17 protein-coding genes are annotated in these 17,080 nt (G+C 66.9%); 9 read left to right on the top strand and 8 right to left on the bottom strand.

Going from position 1 to position 17,080, the window contains the following annotated elements; genetic code table 11:
* Positions 1–22: 22 nt before the first annotated feature.
* The 5 genes from XINFAN_RS11075 to XINFAN_RS11055 all read right to left on the bottom strand — a co-directional run bounded on the left by XINFAN_RS11075 (position 23) and on the right by XINFAN_RS11055 (position 4,737).
* Positions 23–1,336 carry a homoserine dehydrogenase gene (locus XINFAN_RS11075; protein WP_124086991.1) on the bottom strand — a complete coding sequence of 438 codons (1,314 nt, stop codon included), beginning with the start codon at positions 1,334–1,336 and terminating at the stop codon, positions 23–25.
* Between the two features lie 76 nt (positions 1,337–1,412).
* Complete coding sequence (locus XINFAN_RS11070; protein WP_124086926.1) at positions 1,413–1,697, bottom strand: hypothetical protein; 285 nt, start codon at positions 1,695–1,697, stop codon at positions 1,413–1,415.
* Positions 1,698–1,812: 115 nt separating this feature from the next.
* The gene (locus XINFAN_RS11065; protein ID WP_124086925.1) at positions 1,813–2,400 is read right to left on the bottom strand and encodes a TadE/TadG family type IV pilus assembly protein; all 588 of its coding nucleotides are present in this window, start codon (positions 2,398–2,400) and stop codon (positions 1,813–1,815) included.
* Positions 2,401–2,413: 13 nt separating this feature from the next.
* Positions 2,414–2,977: a TadE/TadG family type IV pilus assembly protein gene (locus tag XINFAN_RS11060; RefSeq protein ID WP_124086924.1), complete on the bottom strand. Its 564-nt coding sequence runs from the start codon at positions 2,975–2,977 to the stop codon at positions 2,414–2,416.
* Complete coding sequence (locus XINFAN_RS11055) at positions 2,974–4,737, bottom strand: TadE/TadG family type IV pilus assembly protein (protein WP_160144594.1); 1,764 nt, start codon at positions 4,735–4,737, stop codon at positions 2,974–2,976. Before XINFAN_RS11055 ends, XINFAN_RS11060 begins: the two co-directional genes overlap by 4 nt.
* A gap of 380 nt (positions 4,738–5,117) precedes the next feature.
* Between XINFAN_RS11055 and XINFAN_RS11050 the strand changes: the two genes are divergently transcribed.
* From XINFAN_RS11050 to XINFAN_RS11010, 9 genes are all read left to right on the top strand, one after another.
* Entirely contained in the window at positions 5,118–6,551 is a 1,434-nt protein-coding gene (locus XINFAN_RS11050; RefSeq protein ID WP_124086921.1) for a Glu/Leu/Phe/Val family dehydrogenase, read from the top strand.
* A gap of 59 nt (positions 6,552–6,610) precedes the next feature.
* Positions 6,611–7,153 carry a Dps family protein gene (locus tag XINFAN_RS11045; protein ID WP_124086919.1) on the top strand — a complete coding sequence of 181 codons (543 nt, stop codon included), beginning with the start codon at positions 6,611–6,613 and terminating at the stop codon, positions 7,151–7,153.
* Between the two features lie 179 nt (positions 7,154–7,332).
* A complete protein-coding gene (locus XINFAN_RS11040) occupies positions 7,333–8,583 on the top strand; it encodes a sarcosine oxidase subunit beta family protein (protein ID WP_124086917.1) in 1,251 nt (416 codons plus the stop codon).
* An 8-nt stretch (positions 8,584–8,591) separates the two neighbouring features.
* Positions 8,592–8,906, top strand: a complete 315-nt coding sequence (locus XINFAN_RS11035) for a hypothetical protein (RefSeq protein WP_124086915.1) — start codon at positions 8,592–8,594, stop codon at positions 8,904–8,906.
* 41 nt (positions 8,907–8,947) lie between these two features.
* Positions 8,948–9,442: a hypothetical protein gene (locus tag XINFAN_RS11030; RefSeq protein ID WP_124086913.1), complete on the top strand. Its 495-nt coding sequence runs from the start codon at positions 8,948–8,950 to the stop codon at positions 9,440–9,442.
* A 4-nt stretch (positions 9,443–9,446) separates the two neighbouring features.
* Positions 9,447–9,719 carry a sarcosine oxidase subunit delta gene (locus XINFAN_RS11025; protein ID WP_124086911.1) on the top strand — a complete coding sequence of 91 codons (273 nt, stop codon included), beginning with the start codon at positions 9,447–9,449 and terminating at the stop codon, positions 9,717–9,719.
* The gene (locus XINFAN_RS11020) at positions 9,716–12,631 is read left to right on the top strand and encodes a sarcosine oxidase subunit alpha family protein (protein ID WP_124086909.1); all 2,916 of its coding nucleotides are present in this window, start codon (positions 9,716–9,718) and stop codon (positions 12,629–12,631) included. The genes XINFAN_RS11025 and XINFAN_RS11020 overlap by 4 nt, the downstream gene beginning before the upstream one ends.
* Entirely contained in the window at positions 12,624–13,172 is a 549-nt protein-coding gene (locus XINFAN_RS11015) for a sarcosine oxidase subunit gamma (protein WP_124086907.1), read from the top strand. Before XINFAN_RS11020 ends, XINFAN_RS11015 begins: the two co-directional genes overlap by 8 nt.
* A 128-nt stretch (positions 13,173–13,300) precedes the next feature.
* Positions 13,301–14,494, top strand: a complete 1,194-nt coding sequence (locus XINFAN_RS11010) for a DegT/DnrJ/EryC1/StrS family aminotransferase (RefSeq protein ID WP_124086905.1) — start codon at positions 13,301–13,303, stop codon at positions 14,492–14,494.
* A 90-nt stretch (positions 14,495–14,584) separates the two neighbouring features.
* On the opposite strand, the gene XINFAN_RS11005 is transcribed toward XINFAN_RS11010, so the two are convergent.
* The 3 genes from XINFAN_RS11005 to XINFAN_RS10995 form a co-directional block, all read right to left on the bottom strand.
* Positions 14,585–15,529, bottom strand: a complete 945-nt coding sequence (locus XINFAN_RS11005; RefSeq protein ID WP_124086903.1) for a LysR family transcriptional regulator — start codon at positions 15,527–15,529, stop codon at positions 14,585–14,587.
* Between the two features lie 7 nt (positions 15,530–15,536).
* On the bottom strand, positions 15,537–16,094 hold the full coding sequence (phaR, locus tag XINFAN_RS11000; RefSeq protein ID WP_124086901.1) for a polyhydroxyalkanoate synthesis repressor PhaR: 558 nt from the start codon (positions 16,092–16,094) through the stop codon (positions 15,537–15,539).
* A gap of 179 nt (positions 16,095–16,273) precedes the next feature.
* Positions 16,274–16,726, bottom strand: coding sequence for a Phasin (locus tag XINFAN_RS10995; protein ID WP_124086899.1), 453 nt, complete (start codon positions 16,724–16,726; stop codon positions 16,274–16,276).
* Between the last annotated feature and the right edge of the window lie 354 nt (positions 16,727–17,080).

Genomic DNA, 17,080 nt, shown 5'->3' with positions numbered 1-17,080 from the left:
AAGCGTGGTCGCGCTAACGCGTTCAGACTTCCTCGATGCGGATCGCCACCGGCTGTTCCACCAGCACGCCGGTCTGGGCGAATTGCGACATGGCGAAGGCGATGTCGGCGGGGGCGGCCTTGTGGGTGACGATCAGCACGATGGCGTCGCCGTCGTCGGCGCCGGGCTGGTTGATCTGGCGCATCTGGTCGATGGAGATTCCGGCGTCGCCCAGAGTGGTGGCGATCTTCGCCAGCGCCCCGGGTTTGTCGAGCAGCTTCGCGCGCAGGTAGTAGGGCGCGGGCGTTGCCGACAGCGCCGCGACCGGCTCGGCCAGCGTCTTCGCCGGGATGCCGAAGACCGGCAGGCGGAAGCCTCGGGCGATGTCGATCACGTCGCCCATCACCGCGCTCGCGGTTGGGCCTTCGCCCGCGCCGGGGCCGCGCAGCACGATCTGGCCCACGCTGTCGCCCTCCAGCACCACCATATTGGTGCCGCCCTGCAACTGGCCGAGCGGGCTTTCCGCCGGGACGAGGCAAGGGGTCATCCGCTGTTCCAGCCCGCGGCCGGTCATCTGCGCCACGCCGAGCAGCTTGATGTGATAGCCCATGTCGTCGGCAAGGTTGATGTCGTCGATCGAGACGCTGCCGATGCCTTCCAGTTCCACCTTGTCGAAGCTGACCTTCGTGCCGAAGGCGATGGCGGCAAGCAGCGAGAGCTTGTGCCCGGCGTCGATGCCTCCGACGTCGAGGTTCGGATCGGCCTCCAGATAGCCGAGGCTGCGGGCTTCCTCGAACACCGTCTCGTAGGGCAGGCCGGCCGATTGCATCCGGGTCAGGATATAGTTGCAGGTGCCGTTCATCACGCCCATGACGCGTTTGATGCGGTTGCCGGCAAGCCCCTCGGTCAGCGCCTTGATCACCGGGATGCCCCCGGCGACGGCGGCCTCGAACCGGAGCGCCGCGCCGTTCGCCTCGGCCCGTTCCGCAAGGGCCTGGCCGTAATGGGCGAGCAGCGCCTTGTTCGCGGTGACGACATGTTTGCCGGCCGCCAGCGCCGCCTCGGTCGCGGCTTTCGCGGCGCCGTCATGGCCGCCCATCACCTCGACGAAAACATCCACATCGGCGCGGGTGGCAAGGGCCACCGGATCGCTCTCCCAGGCGTAGCCCGAGAGGTCTGCGCCGCGGTCCTTCTTCGCATCGCGGGCCGAAACCGCGGTGATCGCGACCGGGCGGCCGGCGCGCGCGGCCAGCAGCGCCGCCTCGCGCTGCACGATCTTCACCACGCCGATGCCGACGGTGCCGAGACCGGCGATGCCGAGGCGGAGGGGCCCGGAGTTCTGCGGCGCGCTCGACATGGGAAAGCCTTTCACGAGATGGTCCGGTCAGCCTGTTAGCCTGGCGCCGCGCGCTCTGCAACGCTGTGCGCGGGGCTCAGCCCGCGCCGGGGGCGGGCGGGCGCAGCCGCGCGCGGGTGGCCGGATCGTGGACCGGGCCGCGCATCGCCGCGGCGCGGGCCTGCAGCCGGGCGGCGCGGGCGGCCAGCGCATCGCCGCGTTCCGGCCTCAGTCCGGCGGCGGGGGCCTGGGCCAGCAGTTCGCCGATCGGCAGAAGGCGCGGCGGCGGGCCGGCAGGGGCCGCCGGGGCCGCGCCGATCTGCGGCAGCGGATCGCAGGCCATCAGGAGAGCGGCCGGAAGGAACAGAAGGAATCGCGTCATTGCTGGCCGTGTCTTGCCCGGGGCCCGGAAGGAGCCGGGGGAAGCCTAACGCGCCCTGCCCGAAGACGGAAGGCCCGGCCAGCGCCATCGGCGGGCCGGGCATGCCGCAAGACCGTCAGGCATTGTCGGGGCAGGATTTCTTCATTTCTTCGGTCAGGCACACCCGGCGGTGATAGCGCGGCCGGGTGACGATGAAATTTTCAAACGTGCTGAAGGGAATGCCCACCTCGAAGCCGGGCTGGTAATTCGTCCAGGTTTCCACCAGCACCGTGGTATCGCCCGAGGTCATCATCGGAATCCTGTCCGCCAGGCCCTGGACCGCAGTCGTGGTGAGTTTGGGTTTGCGCGAATTGGGCGATTCCGAGAACAGCACGGTGAATTTGCCGACGCCGTTCTTGTCCTCGGTATATTGCAGCGAGGTGATGCGCATGCTGACCACATTCGGCCTGCCCAAAAGGCTTTCCATCACCCCTTCCATGCCCAGGATGAAGGGGCGGTCGATCCGGCTCTGACGCGAGATCAGGTCGGCAATGGCGTAAGAGGCCTTCTGTGCGCCATTTACGGTGCGATAGGCGTCCCAGTAGATGACCAGCGCCATGAAGCTCCAGACCAGCAGCGGCAGCAGGATGAGGAACTCGGTCATCACCAGACCGTCCTCTTCCTTTCCGAAGCGCCGCAAATGCCCGCGCGTCCAGCTCAGCATATCCTGTCCTCACTCACTGCGGTTCGTTCACGACGACCGACGCCGTCGCCAGTTCATAGTCACCCGTCCGGGAATCCGCGCGCAGCCGCATGGCAAGCGGGGTCGAGGGGAACATCGGCGATTCCAGCACGCAGATGCGGATCAGCATGATCTCGTTGGACCCGCCCGGAGCAATCGCGCCCGGCGGCCTTGAGTTCAGCGGGTCGTTGCGGTCGCCGCAATACACATGGCTCAGCAGTTGCTGCTCATCGCTCCAGCTGGCCGGATCTATCGGCTGCATCCAGACCTTCAGATTGTTCCTGCAATCGCTGATGAGCGACACCCGGTCGCAGATCCGGTCACGGAGCTGGTCGTGATTGAGCGAGTTGAGGCGGCCCAGACGGAAATCGCGCAGCACCAGATCCAGCCCGCGCTCAAGCATGACATGGCGGATCATATAGGCCCCGGCTTCGATCGCGGCGACGAAGATCACCAGCACGATCGGCACGAAGATGGTGAATTCGATGGTCGCGGTTCCGTCCTCGCGCCGCCAGAGCCGGCGCAGACGGCGACCGATCGCACGAAGCGGGCTTCTCATTGGGTCAGCCTCAGTTGGGTCAGGTTGGTGGCGATGAAGGTGAACGCCGTGGCGATATTGATGCCCTCATTGTCTGCGGTGACGTAGAAATAGTCGCTCTCGGGAGAAGTGACGCATTTCTTGATCGCGGCCTGTCCGCCCGCGGGGGCCTCGAAGGCGATGCCATAGACCAGGATGCCCTTCGCCTTTGCCGCGGTGCAGACATCGTTCAGCCTGCTGTCCATGGTGGAGATCGAGGTAAGCGAACGGATCTGGTTGGTCCAGCTGTCTACCGAGCCGCCGACGGCGCGCACATAGAGCTGGCGGGCCACCCATTTCACCCGCGCGGCTTCCCAGACCTGCTGCCAGGTCTGCTGGGTCGTGTCGGAGGTGACGGCCGTGGTGGAGTAGCAGGCCGAGGAGGACGGCGTGGTCCCGTTCCAGGGCCGGGAATGCCAGGCGCTCAGATGCGGCACCCAGAAGGGCCGGCTGTTGCAGAGTTTGGTCGAGGTGCTTTTGTCCACTTTCGATTCATGGAAGATCGAGAAGTTTCTGTCCTTGTCCTTGTTCTGGTTTGCGCGCCAGATCGGCGACGGTCCCGAGCGGTAGCTGTCGGAGAAACGCTCCTGCTCGAAATTCTCACCGTCGGTCATCAGCACCACGACCTTCATCGTCTTATCGATGGTCTCGGGGGTGTTGTAGGGCGCGGGGCGGTTGCTGAAATGGGTGGGCACCAGGCCCCGCGAGGCCAGCGAGGCGACGACGGGCTGCGCCTCGGGATCAAGAAATGCCGTGCCCCATTTCATGCCGACATCGATCGAGGTCGCGCCGATGGCCACCAGACCCTCGATCTGGCTTTTCAGCACGGGGATATTGTTCGAATGCAGCCGGACGTAATTCGCCTCGACCGGATTGCACCAGACGTTGGCATAGAGATGGCTGCGCACGGAATCGGGGGCCGGCCGCTGAAGCGCGACCCAGTTGCCCGAGGTGGTCGTCGAGGACCAGGCGTCCGCGAAAGGGGTCTGCGGCAGGGCCGTGAACCGCGACAGCGAGGTGCTGGTATAGGTGCTGGGCGGCAGATCGAGGCACCAGGAATTCGCATAGCCGTGCTTGTGCGTCGCATTATACATCGCGAAGATATCCGGCCCCAGGTTCACCTGGCCGTTGTAGGGCACGATCGAGATCGAGATCTTGTTCTCGGTGTCGTTCTTCAGCACCATGTCGATGAAGTCCTTGGCTGCGGACTTCAGGTTGGTGATCCGTGTGATGTCGTTATACATCGAGCCCGACACGTCGAGCACAAGCGCGATCTCGACGTTGCTGATGCGCTGTTCGGCCTGGCTGGCGTTCATCGTGTTCAGGGTGGGCACGTCGAGGATCGACATGAAGAAATTGTTCGACACCACCTTCGCGCGGGCTTCGACCACGCGGTAGTTTATCCCGTCGTCGAGATGGACGTATTCCAGGCTGGACCCGAGCCCCGCCTTGTCGAAATGATCCTGCACGATCGCCTCGGCATGGGCCTGTTTCGATCCGTAGCGGGACAGGCTGAGCACCTGATTCATGTTCGCCACGGCAAGCGTGGCCCGGTCGAGCGTGTTCTGCACCGCGACCCGGCGGGCCTCAAAGCGCATCACATCGACCGATATGCCGCCGAAGACCAGCATCAGGAAGATGAAGATCAGGATATAGGGTGTCATCGCGCCGTGTTCCTCGCGCAGGAAGCGGTGGATCATCCGGCCGAAGGGGAATGACTTCTTCTGAAAGGCGTTCGACATCACACTGTCCCTGTATGCGGCGTGCGGAATCCGGGCAGTCCGGCACATGGTGAAATTGCCGCCGCGGTGGGGCTGAATTATGGCGGAGCCCCGGCGCGGGCCGGACTTCGCGGTGGCGTCGAAACGATATTCGCGCCCCAATTCGGATTGTCGGGCGAGAGAGAACAGCGCCACACAACTTTGACGGTTGTCGGGCAGGGTACCTGCGGATGTCTTCCCCATAAGCCGAATCAGTTTGATGAAAATGCGATCCGACCGGGCCGGATCTGCCGCTTTTTTCGGCAGCTCTGGACATTGGGAACGGCAGGTTTACCACTTACCCGCATCTTGCGCTGAGTCCCTTCCACGGGACACGGCACCCGCAGCCCGAAGGAGTTCACATGCTGCAAACCCCCAATGAGCCCAGTTTCCGCGATTCCGTGGATCTGATGTTCAGCCGCGCCGTGCGGCTGATGGATCTTTCACCCGGGCTGGAGCAGAAGATCCGGGTCTGCAACTCGACCTACACCGTGCGTTTCGGCGTGCGCCTGCGCGGCAAGATCGAGACCTTCACCGGCTACCGCTCGGTCCATTCCGAACATATGGAGCCGGTCAAGGGCGGCATCCGTTACGCGCTCTCGGTCAACCAGGATGAGGTCGAGGCGCTGGCCGCGCTGATGACCTACAAATGCGCGCTGGTGGAGACGCCGTTCGGCGGCTCGAAGGGCGGGCTCTGCATCGACCCGCGCCAGTGGGACGAGCACGAACTGGAACAGATCACCCGCCGCTTCGCCTATGAGCTGATCAAGCGCGACCTGATCCATCCGGCGCAGAACGTGCCCGCGCCCGACATGGGCACCGGCGAGCGCGAGATGGCCTGGATCGCCGATCAATATGCCCGGATGAACACCACCGACATCAACGCCAAGGCCTGCGTGACCGGCAAGCCGCCGCATGCCGGCGGCATCCAGGGCCGGGTCGAGGCGACCGGGCGCGGCGTGCAATATGCGCTGCGCGAGTTCTTCCGCCACCCGCGCGACGTGGCGATGACCGGGCTCTCGGGGGGGCTCGGGGGCAAGAAGGTGATCGTCCAGGGTCTTGGCAATGTGGGCTATCACGCGGCGAAATTCCTGTCCGAGGAAGACGGCTGCCTGATCACCGGCATCATCGAGCGTGACGGCGCCCTGGTCGACGACAACGGCCTGAACGTGGACGAGGTCAAGGCCTGGATCGCCCAGCACGGCGGCGTAAAGGGCTTCCCCGGCGGCGCTTACGTCGAAGAGGGCGCCAGCGTTCTGGAAGGCGATTGCGACATCCTGATCCCGGCGGCGATGGAAGGCGTGATCCACCGCGGCAATGCCGAAAACATCCGCGCGCCGCTGATCATCGAGGCGGCGAACGGCCCCATCACCTTCGGCGGCGACGAGATCCTGCGCAACCGCGGCAAGGTGATCATCCCCGACATGTATGCCAATGCCGGCGGCGTGACGGTCTCTTACTTCGAATGGGTCAAGAACCTCTCGCATATCCGCTTCGGCCGGATGCAGCGCCGCGCCGAAGAGGCGCGGAGCCGCCTGCTGGTCGAGGAGCTGGAGCGGCTTTCCGCCGACAAGGGCCTCGGCTGGAGCATGGCCGAGGATTTCAAAGAGCGTTTCCTGACCGGCTCGGACGAGCTGGCGCTGGTGCGTTCGGGCCTCGATGACACGATGCGCACCGCCTATCAGTCGATGCGCGAGATCTGGCACGGCCGCGAGGATGTCGAGGATCTGCGCACCGCCGCCTATATCGTCGCCATCGACCGGGTGGCGAAGACCTACCGCTCGAAAGGGCTCTGACCGGGAACCGGGGGGCGGGGGCGCGCGTTTGTCCCCCGCCTGCCATAAAGGAGTTTGTCATGGCGAAGAAAGATTCCCCCCGAAGCGCGGCAGATCCGGCGCGCGGCCGTCTTTCGACCCCCACCGATCTGGGCGGCAATGCGGTGAAGGATATCGCGGCGGCGATGAACGTGCTGCTGGCCGACACTTTCGCGCTGTTTTTCAAGACCAAGAATTTCCACTGGCATGTCTCGGGTCCGCATTTCCGCGACTACCACCTGCTGCTGGACGACCAGTCGGCCGAGATCCTCGCCACCACCGACGACATGGCCGAGCGGGTGCGCAAGCTGGGCGGCCAGACGCTGAAATCGCCCGACCAGGTGGTGAAGATGTCGCGCATCGCCCCGAACGAGGCCGATTATGTCGAACCCGCCGACATGCTGGCCGAGCTGATGGAGGACAACCGCGCCCAGGTCGCCGCTTTGCGCGCCGCGCATGACATCTGCGACGAACATGGCGACGTGGCCACCGCCAGCCTGATCGAGAACTGGATCGACGCGGCCGAAAAGCGGATCTGGTTCCTTTACGAAACCCTGCGTCCGGCACAAAGCGGCGGCCACTGATCCCGGCGGCTTCCCGGCGCAAGCGGCAGACCCGGCCCAAGGCGCGGCCTCGTTCGCGAGGCTGCGCTTTTCCGCCCCCGGGCGTTTCTGCCCGTTGAACATCCGCGGGTTTCCCTGTCAGATGGGCGGGTCCGGGGCCACTACGGTCCGGGGCGGCAGACAAATCCGGGGGTGGGTCCATGCGTTACTCTGGCTGGCGCGTCCTTGCCGAAGGTCTGCGCGGCAACCGTGGATGGAAGCCCGCCTGGCGCGATCCGGCGCCGGCGGCGGAATATGACGCGGTGATCGTGGGCGGCGGCGGGCACGGGCTCTCGACCGCTTATTACCTTGCGAAGAACCACGGGCTGAAGCGCATCGCCGTGCTGGAGAAAGGCTGGCTCGGCGGCGGCAATGCCGGGCGCAACACCACCATCGTGCGCAACACCTATATGATGCCGGGGAACTCCGGCTTCTACAGTTTCTCGCTGAAACTGTGGGAGAAGCTGGAATCCGAGCTGAATTACAACGTCATGTTCAGCCAGCGCGGGCTGGTGATGCTGTTCCATTCCGACGGCCAGCGCGACGCTTACGTCCGGCGCGGCAATGCGATGATCAACCAGGGCGACGATGCGGTACTTCTGGACCGCGAGGGCCTGCGCGATCTGATCCCTTACCTCGATTACGACAATGCCCGTTTCCCGATATACGGCGCGCTTTTGCACCCGCGCGGCGGCACCGCGCGCCATGACGCGGTGGCCTGGGGCTATGCCCGCGCCGCCGACCGGCGCGGCGTCGATCTGATCCAGAACTGCGAAGTGACCGGGATCGACATCGAGGGCGGGCGCGTGCGCGGCGTGCAGACCACCCGCGGCGCGATCCGGGCGGGCAAGGTGGGGATCATGGTCGCCGGCCGCTCGGGCCAGGTCGCCGCCATGGCCGGGATGCGGCTGCCGGTGGAAAGCCATATCCTCCAGGCCTTCGTGACCGAGGGGCTGAAACCCGCGATCGACCATGTGATCAGCTTCGGCATGGGCCATTTCTACATCTCGCAATCCGACAAGGGCGGGCTGGTGTTCGGCGGCGATCTGGATTTCCACGCCTCCTATGCGCAGCGCGGCAACCTGCCCCGGGCCGAGCAGGTGATGGAAGCCGCGATGACCCTGATGCCGGTGATCGGCCGGGCGAAGGTGCTGCGCTCCTGGGGCGGGATCATGGACATGACGCCGGACGGCTCGCCGATCATCGACAGGACCGGGATCGACGGGCTCTATCTGAACTGCGGCTGGAACTACGGCGGCTTCAAGGCCACGCCCGCCTCGGGCTGGTGCATGGCGCATCTGATGGCCACGGGCGAGCCCCACGACCTTGCCCGCCGCTTCCGGCTGGACCGTTTCGCGACCGGCCATCTGATCGACGAGGAAGGCACCGGCCACCAGCACAACCTGCATTGAGAGAACGGATGCGCCTTCCTTTCCTCCTCGCGACCCTGCTTGCCGCGACGCCCGCCTGCGCGGTCGTGGTCGCGCCCGGCCCGACGCGGGCAGAGGCCGGGGTTGGCTCGGGCTTCTTAAAATCCGCGACGGAGCTACATGCCGGATTCGCAGCGCAAGAGCGGCCGGACGCCTCGCGGGGCCGCCCGGCTTACCGGCTCAGCTTGTCGGTGTATGATGCGAACGGCGGATATCTGCCGCCCGACGAGGCGCGGATCGCCGCAGTGAAAGCCGCTGACCTGCCGCTTCCGCGCGCCTTTCCTTCTGCCGGGCCGTGGGATTAACTGAAACCGCGCCGCTCTGCCGCAAACCCTGGAGAAGAGAGATGATGAGACCAGCCCTGACCGCGCTTCTCGCCGGTGCCCTGTTCGCTCTTCCCGCCATGGCCGAGGCCCCGCTGGGCTGTTTCGCCCGCGACTATTCCGCCGATCATCTGCGCAAAAACCCCAATCAGCATGTGGCGGCGCTGCGGCTGAACTTTCATAACGCGCCCGGCTCGCCGGGGCCGGTGGTGGATGTGATCGGCCGGTTCGCGGATCAGGGCCGCGCGCGGCGCGACGGGCTCGCGAACGAATATTTCACCCAGAGCGCCTTTTGCATGGACGAGGGGCGGCGCACCAGTTGCTATGTCGAATGCGACGGCGGCGGTTTCGCCATCCGCGCGCTGAAGGGCGATGTGCTGGAGATCGAGACCGATTACTTCCGCGTCGAGGGGGGTGGGGGCTGCGAGGGGATGTCGGATCTCGCGGAACCGGGCGGCGGCAAGACGATCTACCGCCTGACCCGGGCGCCCGCCGCGACCTGCCGCGGGGTGGAGTGATCCGATGCGGCTGACCTGTCCCCTTTGCGGGCCACGCGACCGGCGCGAATATAGCTGTCTCGGCGCAGAGGATTATCTGAACCGCCCCGGCGCGGGGGCCGCGCCCGAAGCCTGGGACGCTTACCTGCATCTGCGCGACAACCCCGCCGGGCGCGCGCGCGATCTGTGGTATCACGAGGGCGGCTGCCGCGAATGGCTGCTCGTCACCCGCAGCACCGTCACCCATGAGGTTTTCGCCGTGGAACTGGTCGCGGGCCGCAGCGGGGCGGCGGAATGAGGGTCGAGGGCAGGGGGATCATCGACCGCTCGCGCCCGGTGCGGTTCCGCTTCGACGGGCGCGATTACACCGGCTTTCGCGGTGACACTCTGGCCTCGGCGCTGCTCGCGAACGGGGTGCGGCTGATGGGGCGGTCGTTCAAATATCACCGCCCGCGCGGCGTGCTGAGCGCGGGCTCGGAAGAGCCCAATGCGCTGGTCGAGGTTTTGGGCAAGACCAACCGCACCCCCAATGTGCGCGCCACCATGCAGGAGATTTTCGAGGGGCTGGAGACGCGCAGCCAGAACCGCCTCGGATCTTTGCGCCATGACCTCATGGCGGTGAACGATCTGCTCTCGCCGTTCCTGAGCGCGGGCTTCTATTACAAGACCTTCATGTGGCCGCGCCGGTTCTGGGAAAGCCTCTACGAGCCGCTGATCCGCCGCGCGGCGGGCCTTGGCAGCCTCGGGGGCGTCGCCGACGAGGGCGTCTATGAGAAAGCCTGGGCGCATTGCGACCTCCTGGTGATCGGCGAGGGGCCGGCGGCGCTGATGGCGGCGCTGACAGCGGCGCGGGCGGGGGCGGATGTGATCCTCGCAGATGAGAACCCGTGCCTCGGCGGGCGGCTTCTCTCCGACGGCGGGCTGATCGGCGGCGAGCCGGCAGCGAACTGGATCGCCGGGGTCGAGGCCGAACTGCGCGCCCTGCCGAATGTGCGCATCATGACCCGCACCACCGTGACCGGCGCTTACGATCACGGCACTTACGGCGCGCTGGAACGGGTGGGGCTGCACCGCCCGGCCCGGCCCAACCTGCCGCGCGAATGTTTCTGGCGCATCGTCGCGGCGCGCGCGGTGCTCGCCTCGGGCGCGCAGGAGCGGCACATCGCCTTCCCGATGAACGACCGGCCCGGGATTATGCTGGCCTCGGCGGTCAGGACATATCTGAACCGGTTCGGGGTGGCGCCCGGGCGGCGGGTGACCTTGTTCGCCGCCAACGACTCTGCACGGGCCACCGCGCGCGATCTGATGGCGGCGGGGGTGCAGGTGGCGGCGATCATCGACCCGCGCGCGGATGCCTCGAATGTCGAGGATTGCCCGGTGCATACCGGGGCAGAGGTGGTCGGCTCGCGCGGCCGCCACGGGCTGCGAGGCGTCCGGGTGCGCAAGGGTTCTGAGACGTTCGAGATCGAGACCGATTGCCTCGCGGTGTCGGGCGGCTGGAACCCGGCTTTGCATCTGACCTGCCATATGAACGGCCGCCCGCGCTGGTCCGAAGATCTGGCGGCTTTCGTGCCGATGGAGGCCGCGGTGCCGGGGCTGACCGCGGTGGGCGCGGCGAACGGCAGCTTCTCGACCCATGGCGCGCTGACCACCGGCAAGGCGGCGGCAGAGGCCGCGCTGGCGGACCTCGGGCTGCGGCCCGCGGGAGTCGCGCTGCCTGCCGCCGAGGATGCGCCCTATAACCACCGCGCGATCTGGGCGGTGGCGGGCGAGGGCCGCGCCTGGCTCGATTTCGCCAATGACGTGACGGTCAGGGATGTGCGCCTCGCGGCGGCCGAGAATTACGCCGGCGCCGAGCATATGAAGCGTTACACGACGCAGGGCATGGCGCCCGATCAGGGCAAGAACTCGAACGTCCTGGCGCTTGCCGTGCTGGCCGATGCCACCGGGCGCGACATTCCCGGCACCGGCGTGACCACCTTCCGCCCGCCTTACGTGCCGGTTTCCATCGCCGCCATGGGCGCGGGCGGGCGCGGCAAGGGGTTCGCGCCCGAGCGGCTTCTGACCTCGGACCAGGCCAGCCGCGACCGGCTGGCGCCGATGGTCGAGGCCGGGCTCTGGTATCGCCCGTCGTATTTCCCGAAACCCGGCGAGACGACCTGGCGCGAGGCCTGCGACCGCGAGGTCCGCATGGTGCGCGAGGCGGTCGGGGTGACGGATGTGTCCTCGCTCGGCAAGATCGACGTGCAGGGAAGCGACGCGGGACGCTTCCTCGACCTGGTTTACACCGGCATGTTCAGCACCCTTCCGGTGGGGCGCATCCGCTACGGGCTGATGCTGCGCGAGGACGGCCATGTGCTGGACGACGGCACCGCGGCGCGGCTGGATGACCGCCATTTCCTGATCACCACCACCACCGGCGCGGCGGACCAGGTGGCGCGCCATCTCGATTTCGTCCATCAGGCGTTCTGCGCGACCTGGGATCTGCGGCTGACTCCGGTGACCGAGGTTTACGCCCAGTTCGCGGTGGCGGGGCCGAAGGCGCGGGCGCTGCTGGACACGCTGCTCGACGCTCCGGTCGGCGATCTGCCGTTCATGGGGTATCGGGCGGTGACGGTCGGCGGGGTGGCGGCGCGGCTGTTCCGCATCTCTTTCTCGGGTGAACAGGGCTACGAGATCGCCGTCCCCGCCGATTACGGCGAGGCATTGTTCCGCGACCTGGTGGCGCGGGCGGAAACCCTTGGCGGCGGCCCCTACGGGATCGAGGCACTGAATGTGCTCAGGATCGAGAAGGGCTTCCTGACCCATGCCGAGATGGACGGGCGCGTCACCGCCGCCGACCTCGGCCTCGGCGCGATGATCAGTGCGAAGAAGGATTGTATCGGCAAGGCGGCCGCGCAACGCCCCGGCCTGACCGGCGCGGCGCGCGGCCAGTTGATCGGCTTGCAGTCGGACGAGCCGATCAGCGCCGGTGCGCATCTGTTCCGCCCCGGCGAGGCGATCACGCCCGAAACCAGCGAGGGCCATGTCACCTCGGTCTGTTTCTCGCCGGTGCTGGGGCGCTGGCTGGCCCTGGCCTTCCTGCGAAACGGCCGGGCGAGGCATGGCGAGAGGGTCCGGCTGGTCGATCATCTGCGCGGGCTCGACGTGATCTGCGAGACCGGCCCGCCGGTGTTCCTCGACCCGGACGGAGGGCGGATGCGTGGCTGAACTGATCGCGAAACCCGTCTTCGCCGGGCAAGGGCCTTTGGAAAAGGCCGGCCTCACGCTGGAGCCGCTGCCGTCCGGCCCGATCTGGCTGGTGGCGCTCTATCCCGGCGCGGCCGCGCGGGCGGCGAAGCTGCTGAAACCTCTGGGGCTGAGCTTCCCCGAGCCGGGGCGCTGCTCGTCCGCCGACGATCTGCGGCTGATCTGGGCCGGGCGCGATCAGGCCTTTTTGCTGGGCGCCGCGCCCCCCGAGGGGCTGACTGATACCGCCGCGCTGACGGATCAGAGCGGCGGATGGGCGGGGCTTTCGCTCTCGGGCCCCGGGGTGGAGGCTGCGCTGACGCGGCTTGTCCCGCTTGATCTGCGGCTGCGGGAGTTTCCGCCGGGAAGGGCTGCGCGCAGCCTTCTGAACCAGATCCCGGCGCTGATCCTGCGCGAGGATGAGACACGCTTCGCGATCCGCGTCCCGCGCTCGATGGCGCGTTCGGCCTGGGCGGATTGCGCGCTGGCGCTGGAACGGCTGGAGGCGCGCGCCGAAAGGTAGTTCTCTTTCCCGGGGCTTTGGGGGAAGAAATCCACTGGCGAAAAGCAGCCGGGGGGATGAAACGTCGCTGGATTGTCCCGGGCGCCTTGTTTAATGCTTCCTGAAACTCAGTTTCAGGAAATCTGAACATGCCCGACGGTCAACAGCCCGCTCTCTGCGCCCCCGACCTTCACCAGGCCGAGCCGATCCCCGCCGCCGCCCGTGCCGCGATCGACGACCTGCTGCAATCGGCAGATCTGTTCCGCTACAACGCGCCACAAGATGCCCCGGTCGCCCTGCTGGAGAGCGAATTCGCCGCGCTGATGGGGGCGAAATATGCGCTGGCGGTGTCGTCCTGCTCGGCGGCGTTGTTCCTGACCATGAAGGCGCTGGATCTGAAACCGGGGGCCAGGGTGCTGATCCCGGCCTTCACCTTCGCCGCGGTGCCCTCGGCGGTGGTCCATGCCGAATGCGTGCCGGTGCTGGTCGAGGTGGGCGCGAATTACCGCATCGACCTTGCGGATTTCGCGGCGAAGCTGCCCGGGTCCGACGCGGTGCTGATCAGCCATATGCGCGGCCATACCTCGGATATGGATGCGATCATGGAACTGGCCGGGGCCGCCGGCGTGCCGGTGATCGAGGATGCGGCGCATAGTCTCGGCACCACCTGGCACGGGCGGCGGATCGGCACCATCGGCAAGGCGGGCTGTTTCAGCTTCCAGTCCTACAAGATGGTGAACGCGGGCGAGGGCGGGATGCTGATCACCGACGATCCCGAACTGGCGGCGCGGGCGATCATCATGTCGGGCGCCTATGAGGAAAACTGGAAGAAACACGGCGGGCTTCAGAACAGTTTCGGCCAGTGGCAGAACAAACTGCCGCTTTATAACGTTCGGATGCAGAACCTGTCGGCGGCGGTGATCCGGCCGCAACTGCCGCTGGTGGCCGGGCGGGTGGAGAAGGGCCGCGCCAATCACGACCATATCGCGGCAAAGCTGAACGCCTGCCCGTGGCTGAACGTGCCCGAGGCTCTGGCGCCGGAACAGCGGGCGCCGGATTCGATCCAGTTCAACCTGGCGGGGGAATGGAACGACGATCAGGCCCGCGCCTTTCAGGCGGCGGCGAAGGCGCGCGGCGTGCCGGTGCAGATCTTCGGCCTGTCCGAGGGCAATGCGCGGGCGTTCTGGAACTGGCAGTTCCTCGGCGAGACGCCGGATCTGCCGCAGACCCGCGCCATGCTGATGCGCGCCTGCGACCTGCGTCTGCCGGTCAGGCTGGAGCAGGCCGAGCTGGATTACCTGGCCGATGCGGTGCTGGCGGCGGTGACTGAGGTCAGGGGCTGAACGGCGGGCCGAGGCCCGGTTCCTTCAAAGGAACCGGACCAATTCCTTTGAAGGAATTGGCCCGAAATCTTTGAAGATTTCGGGCTGCCGCTATGTCAGCGCCAGTTCGCCCTTCAGCCAGGGCCAGTCCGTCAGCGCCGGTGCGACCACCTCGGCCCCGGCCAGTGCCCGCAGCCGCCCGGCGATCAGCGCGGGAATGTCTTGCAGCACTCCGGCGCGCGCCATCAGCGACAGGCTGCGCGAGAACGGGGCGAAGGGCAGGGAAACGGCCTCGACCTCGGCGCGGAACCGGCGGGCCTGGTGCAGCGCGAGCGGCGGCAGGATCGCCCAGCCCTCGCCCGCGGCCACCATGGCGAGGATCGCGTGATAGCTGTCCAGTTCGAACCGCGCGGCGGGGCGGACCCCCTCGCGCAGGAGATGCGCGGCGATCTGGCGGCCCATGGCATGGCGGGCGGAATACTGGATCAGCGGCAGCCGCGCGATGTCGCCGCCGGGGGGGCGGATCGCGAGGAAGGGTTCGCGCAGGATCGGATGGCATTCGCGCTCTTCGCTGGCGCTGTCGTCGGGCAGATCGGCCGCCACCACGATATCCAGCGCGCGCGCCTCCAGCCGTTCGAGCAGCCGGTGCGAGGGGCCGGTTTCCAGCAGGAACCGGCAGCCCGGCAGATCGGCGGCAAGACCCGACAGAAGGCGCGGCGTCACATCCGCCTCGAAATCCTCGATCATCCCGAGCCGCAGCGTCGTCAGCCCGGCGAGATCGGCGCGGGCGAGTTCGGCGCGGGCCTCTTGCGCCGCGTTCAGCATGGTCTGGGCATGGCGGCGGAACATAAGCCCGGCGGGCGTCATCGTCATCGGCCGCGCGGTGCGGTCCATGAGCACCGCGCCGAGCGCGGCCTCCAGCCCGCTGAGCTGCTGGCTCACCCCCGAGGGGCTGACCCCGAGCCGCCGCGCCGCAGCGGAAATCGCGCCTTCCTCGGCGGCGGCGAGGAAGACCTCGATCCCCCAGAGCGTGACGCGGCCCTCGGCCCCGGACATGGCGGGCTCAGAGTTTCGAGAGTTTCGCCTGCAATTCCGCAAGCTGGCGCCGGATCTCGGCGATGTCCTCGTTCTTGTCGGCGGGCTCTTCCGGCGCCGGGCCGGACGAGGCGCCGGGCCAGGCGGCCATGCCACCCATCATGCTTTTGAGGAAGGCTTCCTGCTGTTTGCGCAAAGCTTCGAACCCGGGCACCGAGACCATCGGATTGGGAAAGGCCGACAGGTTTTCCATCATCTTCGACTGGCTCTCGCGCAGCATCTCGAAAGACGAGGCGAGGAATTGCGGCATCACCGTCTGCATTCCGGTGGTATAGCTGCGTACCAGATCGGTCAGAACATTGACCGGCAGCACGTTCTGGCCCTTGGATTCATGTTCGGCCACGATCTGCAACAGATATTGCCGGGTCAGATCGTCGCCGGTCTTGAGATCGATGATCTGCACCTCGCGGCCCTTGCGGATGAAACCCGCAATATCTTCCAGCGTGACGTAATCGGATGTCTCGGTGTTGTAGAGGCGGCGGCTGGCATAGCGCTTGATCAGCAGCGGCTTGTCGGTATCGGACATGATGCCCCCTTCTCTCCCTGGAACTCCGGCTTGCCGGGCCGGGCCCGGCTTCGCGCTTGCAGAGAAGCTTAAGGGGGGCTTCGCGTAAAAAGCAAGGGTGGGGCGTAAAAAGCAGGGGCGGGCTCAGCGAGCCCGCCCGAACCATATCGTCGCTGCGGCGGCGCGGTGGCCGCCAGGGATCACTTCGCGGCGGTGGCGGTGGCCTTCTTGGCGACCGACTGCACGTCGGCGGTGGCTTTCTTGACGGCGGCGGTGGCGTCTTCCGAGGCTTCCTTGCCGGCCGCGAGCATCAACTCGACGGTTTCCATCTGCACTTTCTTGGCGACTTCGGCGAAGGCGGCCAGATTCTCGGCGGCCAGTTCAGCCGATTTCGAGGCGAAATCGGTCACGGCCTTGGTGTAGTCGGCCGGATCGGTCTTGGCCCGGGTGATGTCGCCCAGACGGGTGAAGGTGTCTTTCGCCCAGGAGGCCGAGATTTCGGTCGATTTCTCGGCGGCTTCGAGAGCGACTTTCGAGAATTTCTCGCCGAAAGCGGCCTGGGTGCGGAAGGCGTTCTGGAATGCCGAGGCATCGACCGGGAACGAGGCCAGCACGTCCTGGAACACTTTGGTGAAATCGGGGGTCTTGGTCATTGCTTCAATCTCCTGCATCGGGCTTTCTGGGGAGGGGCTTGCCCGTTTCCTGAGCCATCATATACATGCTGCGGTGCAGCATTTCAAGTTTTTTTCTGCAATGCAGCAATAACCCATCCGCATAACGGGGTCATGACAGCGCCGCCTGCCGCCCTGCCGGACGGCAAGCGGCGGGGATTGCAGCAGATTTCCGGCGCATGTGCCGGGCGCGCCGCCCTGCGGCAGCGGGAAGGCCGCAGCCTCGCCGCCGGCCGCACAACCCTTGCGCGAGCGAATCATCCCCGCCCGGCCCGCTCATCGGCCCTCACGGGCCTCTTCGCTCGCGATGACGCCCGTGAGGGCGGAAGAGCGCCC

Origin of the sequence: Pseudogemmobacter humi (assembly GCF_900609055.1) — a bacterium.
In the GTDB taxonomy this organism is placed as follows: domain Bacteria; phylum Pseudomonadota; class Alphaproteobacteria; order Rhodobacterales; family Rhodobacteraceae; genus Pseudogemmobacter; species Pseudogemmobacter humi.
Note: the sequence above shows the minus strand (reverse complement) of the source record. Positions and strands in the feature narration are given on the sequence as shown.

Coding starts and splice junctions, on each gene's coding strand:
- XINFAN_RS11075 (WP_124086991.1), bottom strand. CDS start 1,336: ATGTCGAGCGCGCCGCAGAACTCCGGGCCCCTCCGCCTCGGCATCGCC.
- XINFAN_RS11070 (WP_124086926.1), bottom strand. CDS start 1,697: ATGACGCGATTCCTTCTGTTCCTTCCGGCCGCTCTCCTGATGGCCTGC.
- XINFAN_RS11065 (WP_124086925.1), bottom strand. CDS start 2,400: ATGCTGAGCTGGACGCGCGGGCATTTGCGGCGCTTCGGAAAGGAAGAG.
- XINFAN_RS11060 (WP_124086924.1), bottom strand. CDS start 2,977: ATGAGAAGCCCGCTTCGTGCGATCGGTCGCCGTCTGCGCCGGCTCTGG.
- XINFAN_RS11055 (WP_160144594.1), bottom strand. CDS start 4,737: ATGTCGAACGCCTTTCAGAAGAAGTCATTCCCCTTCGGCCGGATGATC.
- XINFAN_RS11050 (WP_124086921.1), top strand. CDS start 5,118: ATGCTGCAAACCCCCAATGAGCCCAGTTTCCGCGATTCCGTGGATCTG.
- XINFAN_RS11045 (WP_124086919.1), top strand. CDS start 6,611: ATGGCGAAGAAAGATTCCCCCCGAAGCGCGGCAGATCCGGCGCGCGGC.
- XINFAN_RS11040 (WP_124086917.1), top strand. CDS start 7,333: ATGCGTTACTCTGGCTGGCGCGTCCTTGCCGAAGGTCTGCGCGGCAAC.
- XINFAN_RS11035 (WP_124086915.1), top strand. CDS start 8,592: ATGCGCCTTCCTTTCCTCCTCGCGACCCTGCTTGCCGCGACGCCCGCC.
- XINFAN_RS11030 (WP_124086913.1), top strand. CDS start 8,948: ATGATGAGACCAGCCCTGACCGCGCTTCTCGCCGGTGCCCTGTTCGCT.
- XINFAN_RS11025 (WP_124086911.1), top strand. CDS start 9,447: ATGCGGCTGACCTGTCCCCTTTGCGGGCCACGCGACCGGCGCGAATAT.
- XINFAN_RS11020 (WP_124086909.1), top strand. CDS start 9,716: ATGAGGGTCGAGGGCAGGGGGATCATCGACCGCTCGCGCCCGGTGCGG.
- XINFAN_RS11010 (WP_124086905.1), top strand. CDS start 13,301: ATGCCCGACGGTCAACAGCCCGCTCTCTGCGCCCCCGACCTTCACCAG.
- XINFAN_RS11005 (WP_124086903.1), bottom strand. CDS start 15,529: ATGTCCGGGGCCGAGGGCCGCGTCACGCTCTGGGGGATCGAGGTCTTC.
- phaR (WP_124086901.1), bottom strand. CDS start 16,094: ATGTCCGATACCGACAAGCCGCTGCTGATCAAGCGCTATGCCAGCCGC.
- XINFAN_RS10995 (WP_124086899.1), bottom strand. CDS start 16,726: ATGACCAAGACCCCCGATTTCACCAAAGTGTTCCAGGACGTGCTGGCC.